This is a genomic window from Reticulibacter mediterranei, from assembly GCF_016587455.1.
Window position 1 is genome coordinate 1,966,662 of the sequence record NZ_BNJK01000001.1, and the last position, 13,632, is coordinate 1,980,293.

General features: G+C 51.0%; 13 protein-coding genes. 9 read left to right on the top strand and 4 right to left on the bottom strand.

Features of this window, described 5'->3' with window-relative positions:
* Positions 1 to 53: 53 nt before the first annotated feature.
* From pruA to K3T83_RS08540, 9 genes are all read left to right on the top strand, one after another.
* Positions 54 to 1,631: an L-glutamate gamma-semialdehyde dehydrogenase gene (pruA, locus tag K3T83_RS08500; protein WP_220202540.1), complete on the top strand. Its 1,578-nt coding sequence runs from the start codon at positions 54 to 56 to the stop codon at positions 1,629 to 1,631.
* 171 nt (positions 1,632 to 1,802) lie between these two features.
* Positions 1,803 to 2,732: an MBL fold metallo-hydrolase gene (locus tag K3T83_RS08505; RefSeq protein ID WP_236065107.1), complete on the top strand. Its 930-nt coding sequence runs from the start codon at positions 1,803 to 1,805 to the stop codon at positions 2,730 to 2,732.
* Between the two features lie 257 nt (positions 2,733 to 2,989).
* Positions 2,990 to 4,297 carry an extracellular solute-binding protein gene (locus tag K3T83_RS08510; protein ID WP_220202542.1) on the top strand — a complete coding sequence of 436 codons (1,308 nt, stop codon included), beginning with the start codon at positions 2,990 to 2,992 and terminating at the stop codon, positions 4,295 to 4,297.
* Between the two features lie 93 nt (positions 4,298 to 4,390).
* Complete coding sequence (locus K3T83_RS08515) at positions 4,391 to 5,332, top strand: carbohydrate ABC transporter permease (protein WP_220202543.1); 942 nt, start codon at positions 4,391 to 4,393, stop codon at positions 5,330 to 5,332.
* A gap of 1 nt (position 5,333) precedes the next feature.
* Positions 5,334 to 6,200 carry a carbohydrate ABC transporter permease gene (locus K3T83_RS08520; protein WP_220202544.1) on the top strand — a complete coding sequence of 289 codons (867 nt, stop codon included), beginning with the start codon at positions 5,334 to 5,336 and terminating at the stop codon, positions 6,198 to 6,200.
* A gap of 3 nt (positions 6,201 to 6,203) precedes the next feature.
* Complete coding sequence (locus tag K3T83_RS08525; RefSeq protein ID WP_220202545.1) at positions 6,204 to 7,436, top strand: anhydro-N-acetylmuramic acid kinase; 1,233 nt, start codon at positions 6,204 to 6,206, stop codon at positions 7,434 to 7,436.
* 38 nt (positions 7,437 to 7,474) lie between these two features.
* Positions 7,475 to 8,413 (top strand): N-acetylmuramic acid 6-phosphate etherase, encoded by a 939-nt coding sequence (gene murQ, locus K3T83_RS08530; protein ID WP_220202546.1) that lies wholly within the window; start codon positions 7,475 to 7,477, stop codon positions 8,411 to 8,413.
* Positions 8,414 to 8,427: 14 nt separating this feature from the next.
* Positions 8,428 to 9,393, top strand: coding sequence for a GNAT family N-acetyltransferase (locus K3T83_RS08535; RefSeq protein ID WP_220202547.1), 966 nt, complete (start codon positions 8,428 to 8,430; stop codon positions 9,391 to 9,393).
* 230 nt (positions 9,394 to 9,623) lie between these two features.
* A complete protein-coding gene (locus tag K3T83_RS08540; RefSeq protein WP_220202548.1) occupies positions 9,624 to 9,902 on the top strand; it encodes a hypothetical protein in 279 nt (92 codons plus the stop codon).
* 69 nt (positions 9,903 to 9,971) lie between these two features.
* On the opposite strand, the gene K3T83_RS08545 is transcribed toward K3T83_RS08540, so the two are convergent.
* From K3T83_RS08545 to K3T83_RS08560, 4 genes are all read right to left on the bottom strand, one after another.
* Positions 9,972 to 10,799 carry a DUF4388 domain-containing protein gene (locus tag K3T83_RS08545; protein ID WP_220202549.1) on the bottom strand — a complete coding sequence of 276 codons (828 nt, stop codon included), beginning with the start codon at positions 10,797 to 10,799 and terminating at the stop codon, positions 9,972 to 9,974.
* A 186-nt stretch (positions 10,800 to 10,985) separates the two neighbouring features.
* Positions 10,986 to 11,786: a hypothetical protein gene (locus K3T83_RS08550; RefSeq protein ID WP_220202550.1), complete on the bottom strand. Its 801-nt coding sequence runs from the start codon at positions 11,784 to 11,786 to the stop codon at positions 10,986 to 10,988.
* A gap of 142 nt (positions 11,787 to 11,928) precedes the next feature.
* A complete protein-coding gene (locus tag K3T83_RS57165) occupies positions 11,929 to 12,537 on the bottom strand; it encodes an acyltransferase (protein WP_220202551.1) in 609 nt (202 codons plus the stop codon).
* A 26-nt stretch (positions 12,538 to 12,563) separates the two neighbouring features.
* On the bottom strand, positions 12,564 to 13,628 hold the full coding sequence (locus tag K3T83_RS08560) for a polysaccharide deacetylase family protein (protein ID WP_220202552.1): 1,065 nt from the start codon (positions 13,626 to 13,628) through the stop codon (positions 12,564 to 12,566).
* Positions 13,629 to 13,632 lie beyond the last annotated feature (4 nt).

Genomic DNA, 13,632 nt, shown 5'->3' on the forward strand with positions numbered 1-13,632 from the left:
CTTGACTACACAACGACGTGTTTCTTCTCGTTCTTCATAAGGAGTATATCCTGATGACAACCATTTCTACCACCATTGCGGCACGAGCACAACAGCCGTTTACCAACGAACCGTTGACCGATTTCAGCAAAGAAGAACATAAACATGCGCAAATAGACGCCCTCGCGCAAGTGAAAAGCGAACTTGGGCAGACCTACCCCTTAATTATCGGCGGCAAGAAAATTACTAGCGCCGAGACGTTCGCCTCAGTAAACCCATCTCAACCAGATCAGGTGATCGGCTATTTTGCCAAAGCCACAACCGAACAGGTAGACGAGGCTATCAAGGCTGCAACGGAGGCGTTCGATAGTTGGAAGCGTGTACCGGCACAAGAGCGTGCGGCCTATCTTTTCGCCGCCGCCGACAGATTGCGCTGGTTTCGCTTTCAAATGAATGCCTGGATGATCTACGAAGTCGGGAAAAGCTGGGTGGAGGCCGATGCAGATACGGCTGAGGCTATCGACTTTCTGGAGTTCTATGCCCGTGAAACGCTCCGACTGGCCGAAGAGCAACCCATTACGCGTATCGAGGGAGAGAAAAATAAACTCGTCTATATTCCTCTAGGAGTAGGGGCAGTCATTCCGCCCTGGAACTTCCCTTGCGCCATTATGATCGGCATGACCAGCGCCTCCTTCGCCGCTGGTAATACTGTCATCCTCAAGCCTGCCAGCACAGCTCCGGCCATCGCCTATCAGTTCATCCGTATTCTGGAAGATATCGGGCTGCCAGCAGGCGTGGTGAACTTCCTGACTGGCTCCGGCTCCGTTATTGGAGACGCGCTGGTGGACCATCCTCAACTCCGCTTCATCGCCTTCACGGGTTCACGCGAGGTAGGTTTGCGCATCTATGAACGGGCCTCCAAACACCAGAAAGGGCAACGCTGGTTGAAGCGCTCGATTCTGGAGATGGGAGGCAAGGATGCGGTCGTGGTGGATGAAACGGCCGATCTGGATGCTGCTGCTAATGGCATTGTCTCTTCTGCGTTCGGTTTCCAGGGGCAGAAGTGTTCCGCAGGGTCGCGTGCCATCGTCGTTGAGCAGGTCTACGGTCAGGTGTTACAGAAGGTCATCGAGCAGACAAAACACCTGACAATGGGGGATGTGACGCAGCCCTCCACATATATGGGACCGGTAGTGGATGAGAACGCCATGAAGAAGATCCTTGATTACATCGAGGTTGGCAAGGGTGAGGGACGCCTGGTAGCTGGTGGCGGACATCAAGGGCCGGGCTACTTCATCGAACCAACCGTCTTTGCCGACGTTGATCCCCAGGCCCGAATTGCCCAGGAAGAAATCTTTGGACCTGTGCTGGCCTTCATTAAAGCCAGGGACTTCGACGACGCACTTCATATCGCCAACGATACCGAATACGGGCTGACCGGTGCCCTCTATTCGCAAGACCCGGAGCGCATCAAACGTGCGGAAGAAGAGTATCACGTGGGCAACCTGTACTTTAATCGTAAATGCACAGGAGCGCTGGTCGGTGTTCATCCCTTTGGCGGCTTCAATATGTCTGGAACCGACTCGAAGGCCGGAGGCCGAGACTACCTCCTGCTGTTCACGCAAGCAAAGGCCATCGCTGAGAAAAAATAATGCCGTGTAAGCAATAAGCTTTACCCACGAGAGCAGTACCTCATGCCAGAAACATGAGATACTGCTCGTTTGTTTTTCAAAAGATAGCCAGCACCCTCTCCGCTATAGTAGAATGGAAGAACATTATTGTTATCACGTCAACACGTAAGCAAAGGAGTAGTTTCCTTGACTGTGATTACACAACTTCGCCCTGGCACCTGGCAAATCTCGTTGCCATTCCAGGGCGAGTATGATATCGTCGGCTCCTACCTGCTGGTGGGAGAAAACGAGATTGCCATTATTGATCCCGGCCCAGGTAGCACAGCTGAAGCTTTATTGAGCGGCCTGCGTGAGGCGGGATACAATCCGCAAGATGTCACCCATCTGATCGCCACACATATCCATCTGGATCATGCAGGAGCAATGGGTTCATTGATACAACAGATGCCTCGCGCCAAAGTGCTTGTCCATAGCAACGGAGCGCCACATCTCATTGATCCCTCGAAAGTCGTTGCCAGCGCAACAAGAATCTATGGAGAGCGCATGCAAACGTTGTGGGGAGCGATAGAGCCGGTGCCACAGGAGCGCGTGCATGTCATAGAAGATGAAGACGTACTGCGGGTTGCCGGGCGCCGTCTGGAGGTCCATTATACTCCCGGCCATGCCATCCATCACGTGATTTTCTTCGACGTGCATTCGGGCGAATTATTCGCTGGCGATGTGGCGGGAGTGCGCTTGCAGGGGATTGATTATGTCCGTCCACCGACACCACCACCGGATCTCGATCTGGAAGCCTGGTCTAATAGCATCGATACCTTGAAACGTTTGCGGCCCGATGTCCTCTACCTGAGTCATTTTGGCCCGACCAGTAATCCAGCCATCCATCTGAGCCGCCTGCGAGAGCAGCTCTCCGCATGGGGGGATTTTGTGCTGGGAGCGATGCGTCAAGAGAAAAGCGAGTCGGAAATTATCGATTTGTTGGTCGCTCAGATGGACCCCCAATTGCAGCGAATAACAGCCGATCCTCGTTCGCTCCACCGCTACGAAATCGCCACAAACTACGCAATGACCGTTCAAGGTTACATGCGCTACTGGAAAAAGAAACATCCTGAGCGGCTGTAATTACTATTGCTTATATATTTCTCCTATAGTATACTTCTCTGTGTTGCTATCGATATTCTATCAGTTTCAGTAGCAACGCAGAGATAGTGCATTTTCTCCCCTCACTTCACAGTACCTCACGCGTTTTCGCTTCTTCACTTCTGACGGCTCCACTGCAAAGAAACGCCGTTTGCTTGACATATAAAGCAGGCATATGCCATAATTGGATCACTCATATTGGTCTATACAACATATCAACCATAGGAGTTATAGGAATCATGGATACCTCGATTACACGTCGCGTGCTTCTCCTTAATGGATGTAAAACCATAGCAGGCGCAAGTTTGCTCAGTAGCGTACTTGCGGCTTGTGGAGGCAGTTCGTCAGGAGAAGGATCTACAACACAGAAGTTGCAGTATTGGGCATTAAACTATCAGCCAAAGGGGGCGAACCAGACCGGGAAATTGACCGATGGAGCCGTCACTGCCTATCAGAAAGCGCATGCAGGCACGACCGTTGAGATTACCGGCTATACGGGTGACAGCGCAGGTTTTACAAAGGTGACACAGGCTGTGCGAGGAGGTAATTCAGTCGATCTCTTCCGTATTCCCTCCGATACGCTCCCTCTCCTCGTGAAGCAAGGGCTGGTCACACCTATCGATAGCTACCTCACAGCTGATGATAAGGCAGACATTTACCCCAATCTGCTAGAAGCGGTCACGTTTAACGGCAAAATGTACGCCTGGCCGCTCTGGGTGCCGCCCGTTGGCATGTATCTCAATCTGGATATTTTCAAAGAGCGAGGGGTTGAAGTTCCTAAAGATGACTGGACGTATGATCAGTTTGTCGAGATAGCAAAAAAACTGACCTTCACACGTTCAAACGGCACAAAAGTCTACGGCTACACAGGTGCGGTAGACCCGGACATCGTAAACACCTGGCCGTTCATCATGGGCGATGGTGGCGTGCCTTTGAGCACCGACCACAAGAAATACACCTTCAATTCTCCAGAGAGCATTAGTGGCCTGCAAAAGCTGGTCGATCTGGCATTGAAGTATAAAGTGACGCCGCCCGATTTTGGCACTCAGTCGCCGACCGACATCATGACAGGCTTTGGCGGGAAGAAAAACTACGCAATGTACAGCGAGCCAAGCGGTTCCTCTAGCAGTTACAAACAGATGGGTATGAACTTCACGGTCAAAGCGATGCCTATTGGGGGGCTTGGTAAGCCACTAACAACTGGTGGTATTGGCTTGATCGCGGTTGCCAAGCTTGACGATGAGGGGAAAGTGAAGGCTGCAATGGATCTGGCCCGCTATCTTACTGGCACACAGGTCGGGACTGATGTTCCGGGCTACTATCTGGCTCCAGGCGCGCGTAAATCCGTCAAGGTTGACGACCCAATCAGCCTATTTTCGCCTTTCGTCAGCTATACGCAACTGATGCCGATCATCCCTGAGTGGGAACAGATTCGCAAACTGCTCCATACACAGATACAAAATGCCATCTTTGGCAAGGCTTCGCCATCTCAGGCGCTCAACGCTCCCGCAAAGGAAATTGATTCGATTCTGGCAGGCGCAGACTGATTGCCGTAACCTTTATACTGAAGCAGGACAGGTAATGCTGCCGTCCTGCTTTGCTCTGATGAAAAAGATCTCATCATAGACAGGAGAACCGTTATGGCAGACATTCCATTATCGAGATCGGCGCAACATGCTGCCAGCGGCCCATTTGCGTCTGTCAAACGCTTCCTCAAAAATCATGGATGGAGCTATACCTTCATTCTTCCAGGCATGATTACATTTACCATCTTTATCCTTATCCCAGTCCTCTGGGCTCTGGTAATCTCCTTTCAGAACGACGACGTGACTTCGCCCCTGTTATGGGTGGGCTTTAGAAACTACGTCCTGGCCTTTACCACCGAAAACGGCGTCTTCTTGCGAGCCATCGGCAACACCCTCTACTATACGGTGCTGACGGTCACGGCCAACATCTTTATCGCGCTGATCCTGGCTGCCTTAATTCAGGGGCGCAACAAATACGCGAAAACCTTCTTTCTTGCAGCATTCTACCTACCTGCTGTCACCAGCGCCGTGATTATCGCTATGACCTGGAGATGGATCTATAATTCTGAATATGGCTTTCTCAATTACCTGCTCAGTGTTGTCCATATTGCCCCTGTGCGCTGGCTCTCTGATCCCAATCTGGTCTTCAACAGCATCACCCTGTCCACTATACTCACCGTTCCGGCAACTGGCGTGGTTCTCTTCAACGCGGCGATGGGCAGCATTCCACCGGAGTACTACGAAGCGGCCCGCATCGATGGAGCGAACGCTATTCACCGCTGGTGGCACATCACGCTCCCTCTCATCAAATCTACCACGCTCTATCTTGTGGTGCTCTATACTATTGCCAGCTTTGAAGTCTTTGAAAAGTTCTTCGTGATGGTGCCAAGCGGTGTGGGCGATAACACAGCCGTTATTGTCACGCAAATCTTTCAAAATGGCTTTCAACAGTTTCGCTATGGAGTCGCTTCAGCACAAGCGTTCGTCCTATTCCTGATGATTGCATCAGTATCCATCGTCCAGTTTCGATTTTTGAGAAGCGATGTGGAGTATTAATATGGCAATAAAAGTTGCAGCACAAAACATAGGTGTAAGGCAGGGGAGCATCAAGTGGAAAAGGCTGATTCCCTGGGCAGTTCTGGTGATTGCGGCTGTGATCTCGCTCTGGCCGATGTACTGGTTGTTTGTTACTTCGGTGACACCAACAACGTTTACGCTCAAAACGCCACCAGATCTCATTCCTTTCCACGCCAGCCTCTCAAACTTTCAGCGGCTCTTGACCCAGGCCAGCGACTACTGGAACTGGGCAACAAATAGCCTGACCGTTGCCATCGCCATCACCCTTTTCCACATCTTCTTTGATACGCTGGCTGGCTATGCGTTCGCCAAAAAGAAATTTCCTGGACGCGAAATCTTCTTCTGGATCATTATCAGCACCATGATGATCCCGGCCTACGTCACACTCATTCCAACCTACATCGTGACGCAAAAGTTGCATCTCCTTAATACTCTCTGGGCCGTTATTCTGCCAGGTTTCGCCAGCGTCTTCGGCATTTTTCTGATGCGCCAGTACATTCAAACGCTGCCATCAGAGCTTATGGAAGCGGCACGTATCGATGGCTGCGGCGAGTTGCGCGTCTTCTGGCACGTCATTCTCCCGCTCTCTAAGCCCGCGATTGGCGCTCTGGCAATCTTTACCTTTGTGCGCCATTGGAACGATTTTTTCTGGCCGTTGATTGCCTTACAATCCAGCAGTCAATATACGCTGCCGGTGGGGGTCGCCGGTTTACAGGGAGAGTTCACGACCGATTATGGCATTATCTTCGCCGGAGCCGCTCTCGCAGCGCTACCGATGATTCTCTTCTTCCTCTTTTTCCAGCGCTACTTCCTCAGCGGAGTGCGCATGGGTGCAATCAAGGGATAATATATGCGCATCATTGGAATGAACTCAGGCACGTCTGTCGATGGGATCGATATTACGCTATGCGAATTCACACCCGCAGATGAAGGAACACTGACGATGCGTTTGCTGGCCTATCAAGAACTGCCATACGATGAAGCTCTCCGCAAGCGTATCCTTGCCATCTGTCAGGAACAGGTATGCCACCTCGCAGAGCTAACGGAGATCAACTTCGCCATTGGTGCAGCCTTTGGCAAGGCGGCAACATCCTTTCTTGAGGCAGAGCACATCGATCCAACCAGCATCGATCTGATCGCCTCGCATGGCCAGACACTCTATCACCTTGTCGAACCAGGTCGTACACTCTCTACGCTGCAACTCGGTGAGCCGGCAGTGATTGCCAACCGAACTGGGATTACCGTTGCAGCCGATTTTCGTGTGGCTGACATGGCGGCGGGTGGTCAGGGAGCGCCTCTTGCCTCGTTTTTAGATGCATTGATGTTTAAAGATGCAGCAAAAACACGAGCACTTCAGAACATCGGGGGAATCGGCAACGTCACGTTCTTATCTGTCGGAGATGATCCGAAGAGCGCTTACGCCTTTGATACAGGGCCAGGCAACGTTTTGATCGACTATGCAGCCCGCCACTTTTCGCAGGGTGCAGCACGTTTCGATCGCGACGGCGCAATGGCCCGCAAAGGGCATATAGATACGGCATTGCTGGTCGAGGCGCTCTCTCACCCCTATTTTATGCGCCATCCTCCAAAAACGACCGGTCGCGAACTATTCGGGGATGCCTTTGCAAACATGCTCATTGTTGAAGGCACGAAGCGGGGATTGACGCCAGAAGACATCATAGCAACACTGACTGCTATCACGGTTGAAAGCATTGCCTCCGCCTATCGAGCCTTCGGGCCTGCCAGGGTCGACGAAGTACTCGTCAGCGGAGGTGGAAGCCATAATAGCTTTTTGATGGAGAGCTTACAAGCGGCCCTACCCGAAACGAACGTGATGCCAGTGGACATCTCAGGCTTGCCTTCTGAAGCCAAAGAAGCAGTAACGTTCGCCCTGCTAGGGCACGAAACGCTTCACGGTAGACCCGCTAATCTGCCCCGCTGTACAGGTGCAGTTCAAGCGGTCGTGTTAGGGAAAATCATTCCAGGTGCCAATTACCGACAGCTCTTTCAGCATCTATGTAACACTTTTTCAGGAGAGACGCGCAAAATTCAGAAACTCAAGTTTCTTCGTCAATCTGGATAATTCATCACGTTATGTAAATAGAAGGATAGAATGACAGAATGACAGATAAAGAGGCAACTCACGAATCGTCACTAAATACACTAACAACTGAGCAGGGGAACCCGGCCAGTGCAGAAATAGATCAGATGAGTCCATTAGAGATAGTGCGCCTCATGAACGAGGAGGATGCGAAGGTAGCTCGGGCCATCGAACTTGCGCTGCCCGATATTGCCAGCGCGATTGAACAGATCACAGAACGTATGCGCCAGGGTGGACGGCTTATCTATATTGGCGCTGGTACGTCTGGTCGGCTAGGTGTCCTCGACGCCTCAGAGTGTCCGCCCACGTTTGGAGTATCGCAAGATCTGGTCGTTGGCAGAATCGCAGGAGGTCTCTCAGCACTCACAACAGCCATTGAGGGCGCTGAAGACAGTCTGGAGGCGGGACAAAACGATATTATGGCTCTCGACGTTACGGCAAAAGATACAGTCGTCGGGATAGCTGCCAGCGGGCGCACACCATATGTGCTTGGTGCCATCGCATATGCAAAAAGTCAGCATATCCTCGCCATAGGCATTGCCTGCAACCCCGATACACCCCTTGAGCATGAGGTCGATATTATGATTGCGCCTGTTGTCGGACCTGAAATAATTTCAGGCTCCACGCGCCTCAAAGCAGGAACGGCCCAGAAAATGGTCCTGAACATGCTCAGTACTGGGGTGATGATCGGGTTGGGAAAAACGTATGGAAATTTGATGGTTGATGTGCAGGCAACAAACAACAAATTGCGTCAACGAGCGACAAAGATAGTGCAACAGCTGGCCGGGGTCCAGAAAGAGCAGGCCGTAGCGTTATTACAGCAGACAGGAGGAGAGACGAAAACCGCAATCATCATCGCTCAAACTCGGGTTACGCCAGAAGAGGCCCGCAGGCAACTGGCAAAACATAGAAATAGTTTGCGTGCCACATTAGCAGCGCTGAAACAGCAGAATTCATAGAAGAAGGGCATCCGATGTCAGAAAGAGCAATACTCGTTCAATCATATGACGAAAGCAGGGACATTACAGCAGCCTACGGCCTGTGGCAAACGACGCTGGCAGAAACGTGGCCGCTTGAATTCACACGTTTTCAGCAAGTGCTGAACGGCCCGGAGGCACAACATTTTATAGTGAGAGAGGAAAATCGGCTGATTGGTTTTGCGGCCACGCAAATGAGCTGGCGGGGAGCGAGCCGCGTCGGTCATCTGCTCGCGCTACTGGTTGCTCCCGATAAACAAAGGCAGGGCATAGGCTCCGCACTGCATGAAGCGGCTCTACACCACCTGCGCGGTTTGCAGGTGAGTTCTCTTCAGCTGGGCGGTATCATTCCTCGCTTCTGGTGTGGCCTACCTACCAATCTTTCAGCTGCCAGACCATTTTTTATGCAACGTGGCTGGGAATTTTCCAACAACGTCTTCGATCTGGTGCAAGATCTTAGCAACTACGAAACACCGCTCTACTTGCATGCACGCATGGAAAAGGAACAGATTCGTTTTGAGACGGCAACCAGTCAAAGTATTGACGAATTGCTGGCCTTTGAGGAGCGAGAATTCACTAACTGGAAGGCTCACTACGAACTCTGCGCCAACCTGAACGACTATCAGGATCTCCTCATTGCTCGCGATACTTCACAGAATATCGTTGGGGCGCTTCTCATGTATACGCCGACCTCGAATCCAAGCCGAACGGACCTGATCTGGCAACGCCTATTAGGACACGACGCGGGAGCAATGGGATCAGTTGGTGTTGCGGCATCTGAGCGCGGACGAGGGATTGGTCTGGGAATGGTCGCACGAGCTTCAGAGCTGCTCAAAGAGCAAGGTGTGCGCAATTGCTACATCGACTGGGTTGAATTGACAGATTTCTATGGCAAGGTCGGCTATATAAAGTGGCGCGAATATTCGCTCAGTTGGCGAGCAGCGGAAAATGCACAAATATAGGCGACGAACAACATGTATTACCACAAAAATTGAATTTATCAATTAACAGCAAAAACATAGTGATGGGGAATAATCTTAGCATTGAGATAGCGGTTATAACAATAAGTAGGTGATGTTTTATCTCAATTACGCTTATAAAATTGCGCTATAGACCAATAGAGGATTGATGTTTGTTCACACTATTCGTTATAATAGGAAATATGCCCAAACTATCATGAAGGATAAGAGATATGCATGATGTAACTATCGGGCCTTTCGCCATTACATTTACTCCTGACGGCGTAGAATTCAACACAGCACATCAGGATACCGCCACAAAGCTCTCCTATACCGAATGCTATGAATTGTTTCGAGCTTTATATATGCGCCGCGATACGATCTACAAATACACACACCGAGAGAACCTGACAGAACCACAGAAAGCTGACGGCCAAGCAACGTATACAGAAAATCAAGGATCATTTGCAGTCGCTTCCTGGGAAACAGAAACTGAACCCAATAAGGGGTAAGATGCATAACTGATTTACAACAGGCTATAAAGTGAGTCCCCGACTCTCCCTATAGTCCATTTACCTGTACTATTCTGACTCCTCGCCGCTTTCAGGCAACGACGAAAGTGATGTGGTCGGTAATGGTAGGGCTGTCATGTTTTGCGTTGTCTGCTCCACAATGGTTTCCGTTGATTGTTCTGGGAACACACATGGTGGTAGAGATTGTGGAGGTTGCTCTTTTGTGGGCGTCTCAGCACTGTTCCCTTCCGTACGCACAGCCGCATATCTGGCGGTATCATGCATAAACTCAACAGCCTGACGTGCCCTTTGATGCGTCACCTTCGCAGCCCGCCTTGTCAACTCTTGCGTCAAACGACTCACATAGAGGATCGCTTCGCCAACCTGCTGTATGGGAGAGGCGTGTTCCTCTGACCCCTGCGCCTCCTCACCCGACACTGATAGCTTTTCATGCGGCTCAACAGCTGGAGGTAAGGCAATCGGTTTTTGAGGAAGATACATCGCCAGATGTTGTGTCAGAATACACAGTTGGTTACGAGAGATACCATAAGCAAGACTGTGCATCTCCAGTAAAGTGACCCAACGCGTGAAAATCTCCGCCTGTTGCCAGGAAACATCCTCATAATCTACCGTTACCGCAGGATCAAAGCGCACTCTCCCTTTCGTCCACGTAAGCAGATCGTGAAGAACAGCCTCGGCATCACGCTTATAGCCAGCAACATGTACAAGACGCCTCTCTTTGAAATAAAGATGAACCAGGCCCACTCGTTCATTATTGCGAATAGAGAGGCGACCAGTATAGACACGCTCATGGATCTCTAGAAGAGCAAGAGTCACTGTAGAGAAATAATTCAGACGAGCAACACGTGGGAGAGACTTAGAAGAACCTAATTTCAATTTTCCACCCCTACCAACTACTACCAGCACCTATACCATCAAAGATTGTTTCGCTCACAACGACCTTATAATCATATACTCTATTTATGACATGAAGTCAATATATAATTTTCATATGTTACGATATTACGCCATATTTGAGAAGAAAGAGCCAACTGAAATGGTACTTCATATTATTAGATAGTACTATAGGTTGCCGCTGGAGAGAAGATAATTATTTACTTGAAACACACCGAGGTTAATCAACGCCGGGCCAACATCCCGTAGTGTGCGCATGATCAGCCGATGGGCCTCCCTCTCGCCAATAATGGGAGAACAGAAGTATTGACAGATAGTAATTAAAGCTGCGAAACCTTCCAGCAAATTTTCGCGCGAGAGACGATCAAGATGGGAGCGATCAACGACCTGAAGATAGCCAGCGGGATCAATTTTCAAGCTAGCAAAAGCAGGGAAAGCATCAGCACAATCATCGAGGATATCTTGCAACACATGCACAGCTTCTTCAGATCCAACGAGATGCGCAACAGCGAACGAGACGCGGCGCGTTGCCTCCACAAGAATCTGCCACTCCCAGGGAGTAATCAATTGTTGAGCGTCGCGTGCCTCCACCAGTTTACTATCGACCACGCGGGGTAGCTGCGGCACGGCAACCACCCCGCTCTGGCACATCTTCATCAGCGTCTCATCGAGGAGCTGCTCATGTTCATCATTTAGCGTCACATCATTGGTTGTGGCACCTCGTTCAAAGCGCAGCAACGCCCGCCTCCATCCTTCCAACTCCGCCAGAAATGTACGAATATCGCCCCGATTCACCACCATATGTACTAACTTGCCGGCGCGAAAGTACAAATGGGCAACACTACGCCGTTCCGTATTGCGCAAGGAAAGGCGACCAAACGCTCGCATGCGCTTGACCTGATAGACCATATTCGCCAGATCACGCAGCGATCCCTGCCAGGTAACGCCGCCCAGACTCGTCTCAGACACAACCCATTACCGCCTTTGAAGAAGAATGCTACAGCTATTCACTCAATCGCTTGCATTGACAAATGATACAGAGAAGCACAAGCATATGTCAAGCGATTGATACTTTATTCTATAGGAATTTCTCTTATGTAAATAGAGGTGCTTATGGCTTCACAGCAGGAGGAATATGACAAACCTGCTGGCAGAACTCACACCAGCCCTCCAATGCTCCCCCCTGGACCTCATGCACATTAGATAAACGGCGAGCGCAACGACAGACATAACCATGCGGATGCGCTGGATTGCCAAAAACAAGCGCATGAGGTGGCACATCACGCGTAACGACCGAACCGGCACCAATAAGGGCAAACTCGCCAACCGTCACCCCACAGACGATCACGGTATTTGCCCCAATAGACGCACCATAGCGAATATATGTTGGAGTGACGACCCAATCGTCGGCGCTCTTCAACTTCCCATCAGGCGTGATGGCGCGCGGAAATAGATCGTTGGTAAAGCAGACATGAGGACCAACGAAGACACCATCCTCGATTGTTACCCCCTCAAAAACGGAAACGTGATTCTGAATTTTGACGCGTGATCCAATTTGCACATGCGCATCAATATATACACCTTTGCCAATATTACACGACTCACCAACTGAAGCGTGCGCCCTCACCTGGGCCTGACGCCAGATACGCGTACCAGCGCCGATCTGCGCACCATCCTCTACCTCGGCTGTTGGATGAACATAAAACGAACGATCAAGCATATATATTCTCTTTCCCTGTCTATTTTTTATCGCACAGTGGAAGCTTGCTTCTTCCCTGCATTTGTCAGATATCGACGTACCGGAGGCAACCAGCGCACACGAGCGAACAAGCCCCACAGACCCGCCGCCTCCGCCGCTACAACCAGCCAGTGCTGACTCACATCAACCTCTATACGATGTAACAGGTGAGGGTGGCTACGGGGCGTATTGAAGCCATATCTGGTGGTTACAGCCCAACAATAACCCGTCCGTTTCACCGCTTCCATGGCCCCTTCTCCAATATGCTGCATCTGGCCTACAGGATAGGCAAAAGAGCGTACTGGATGCCCAAGATGACGTTCTACTACGCCCCGGCATGCCTCAACTTCCTGTTGCACTTCCTGCTCATCGGTGAGGTATGCCAGGATCGGATGATGCATCGTATGCGCTCCAAAGGAGACCCAGCCACTTTGCTCCATCTCCACGACCTGCTCCCAGGAGAGAGGGAGCGCCGCCTCCTCTTCCAGGCTCAAACCATCTGAAGAGACCGCCAGTTCCGTATAGATGGATGCGAGAAAGCGCTCTCGTTCCGCCACCGAACTGGCATAACGGACACGTGTATCGATGAAATCAGCCAGCGCAGCTCTCTCCCGCGCAACCGTAAGCTGATACGTGCGCCCCTCGATAACGGCGACCGGCACTCGCGCATGTTGCACCAGATGCTTGCCCTCCAACCACCAGAAATGCGCGCCGCTCTCTATATAGCCTGGCACCAGATAAACCACAATGGGTATCTGCCATTGACGCGCGAGAGCAAAGGCATGGGTATAATTGTCGCGATACCCGTCGTCAAAGGTCAACACCAGCGGCGTGCGCCGATCATGGCTGTATATCTCTGGTGCATACAATTCTTCGAGGGCTGCCTCTATATGCATTATACGATAATGTTGCCGCAGATAGAGCAAATGGCGACACAAATCCCCCCCTGTCGCCTGATGATAATTTAAAATCACCAGACGCCGCTCTCCCAAACGAGCCAGACAGCGGGCCACAGCAACAGCTCCACTATAATACAGGCAACCCGCAATAAAGATCAACAGGCGCTTACGCATAGAC

What these genes read in the sequence shown, in the direction of transcription:
- pruA (WP_220202540.1), top strand. Translation starts at nt 54, where the DNA reads ATGACAACCATTTCTACCACCATTGCGGCACGAGCACAACAGCCGTTT.
- K3T83_RS08510 (WP_220202542.1), top strand. Translation starts at nt 2,990, where the DNA reads ATGGATACCTCGATTACACGTCGCGTGCTTCTCCTTAATGGATGTAAA.
- K3T83_RS08515 (WP_220202543.1), top strand. Translation starts at nt 4,391, where the DNA reads ATGGCAGACATTCCATTATCGAGATCGGCGCAACATGCTGCCAGCGGC.
- K3T83_RS08520 (WP_220202544.1), top strand. Translation starts at nt 5,334, where the DNA reads ATGGCAATAAAAGTTGCAGCACAAAACATAGGTGTAAGGCAGGGGAGC.
- K3T83_RS08525 (WP_220202545.1), top strand. Translation starts at nt 6,204, where the DNA reads ATGCGCATCATTGGAATGAACTCAGGCACGTCTGTCGATGGGATCGAT.
- murQ (WP_220202546.1), top strand. Translation starts at nt 7,475, where the DNA reads ATGACAGATAAAGAGGCAACTCACGAATCGTCACTAAATACACTAACA.
- K3T83_RS08535 (WP_220202547.1), top strand. Translation starts at nt 8,428, where the DNA reads ATGTCAGAAAGAGCAATACTCGTTCAATCATATGACGAAAGCAGGGAC.
- K3T83_RS08540 (WP_220202548.1), top strand. Translation starts at nt 9,624, where the DNA reads ATGCATGATGTAACTATCGGGCCTTTCGCCATTACATTTACTCCTGAC.
- K3T83_RS57165 (WP_220202551.1), bottom strand. Translation starts at nt 12,537, where the DNA reads ATGCTTGATCGTTCGTTTTATGTTCATCCAACAGCCGAGGTAGAGGAT.
- K3T83_RS08560 (WP_220202552.1), bottom strand. Translation starts at nt 13,628, where the DNA reads ATGCGTAAGCGCCTGTTGATCTTTATTGCGGGTTGCCTGTATTATAGT.